This is a genomic window from Nocardia sp. bgisy134 (genome assembly GCF_965341865.1).
In the GTDB taxonomy this organism is placed as follows: Bacteria; Actinomycetota; Actinomycetes; order Mycobacteriales; family Mycobacteriaceae; genus Nocardia.
On the sequence record NZ_CBDQZP010000064.1, the window covers coordinates 1 to 972 of the forward strand.

General features: G+C 67.6%; 1 pseudogene. It reads right to left on the reverse strand.

The window, feature by feature from the left end:
* Positions 1-13: 13 nt before the first annotated feature.
* Positions 14-896, reverse strand: a pseudogene (locus ACRWNM_RS36530) (IS5 family transposase).
* Positions 897-972: the final 76 nt, after the last annotated feature.

The window sequence follows — 972 nt, forward strand, 5'->3', positions numbered from 1 at the left end:
CTAGGGCCTGTCCTCAAAGCCATATGAGCAGGGTGGCCAGGTCGAGCATGCCGCGGTAGGAGGTTGCGGTTTTGTCGTATCGGGTGGCGACGGCCCGATACTGCTTGAGCCGGTTGAAACAACGCTCGACGACGTTGCGGCGGCGGTAAGTTGCCGGGTCGAACGTCGGTGGGCGCCCACCGATCTTGCCGCGGCGACGCCGGTGGGCCTGTTGATCAGAGCGTTCGGGAATCGTCGCGGCGATCCCACGCCGACGCAGGTACTCCCGGATCGCGCGTGAGGAGTAGCCCTTGTCGGCCAGCACCCGCCGCGGCCGAGTCCAGGGCCGGCCGCGACCGGGTCGTGGCATGCGGATACCGGCCAGCACCCGGGTGAACACGGTGCAGTCGTTGACGTTGCCGCCGGTCAGCACGATCGACAACGGACGCCCGAGCCCGTCGCAGGCCAGGTGGATCTTCGTCGTCGGCCCGCCACGAGAACGACCGATTGCATGGTCAGCGGGCTCGCCGCACGTCCCGGGGTAGAACCCGCTCCCCGCCGGTATGGATCACCCGGCCGCGGCGCCCACCGGCCGCGTGCTGGTGGGCCCGCACGATCGAGGAATCCACCGACACCTCCCGATCCAGCTCGGCGACCGCGTCAGCGATCACCCGCACCCGCGCCACCAACAACGACAGGGTGCCATTGCGCGACCAGCGCCAGAACCGGTTGTAGACGGTCTTCCACGGCCCGTACCGTTCGGGCAGATCCCGCCACGCGATCCCGGTCTTGGCCTTGTACAACATGCCGTTGACCACCCGCCGGTCGTCCACCCTGGGGCGGCCCTTGACCCCCGACGCCGGCAGCAAGACTGCCACGACCTGCCACTGCTCATCGGTCAACTCATGCCTGCGCACCACAACGCGACATCAAAACAGATCAACACCGGTCGCAAAGCAGATCAGCCACAACCACTTTGAGGACGCGCCCTAG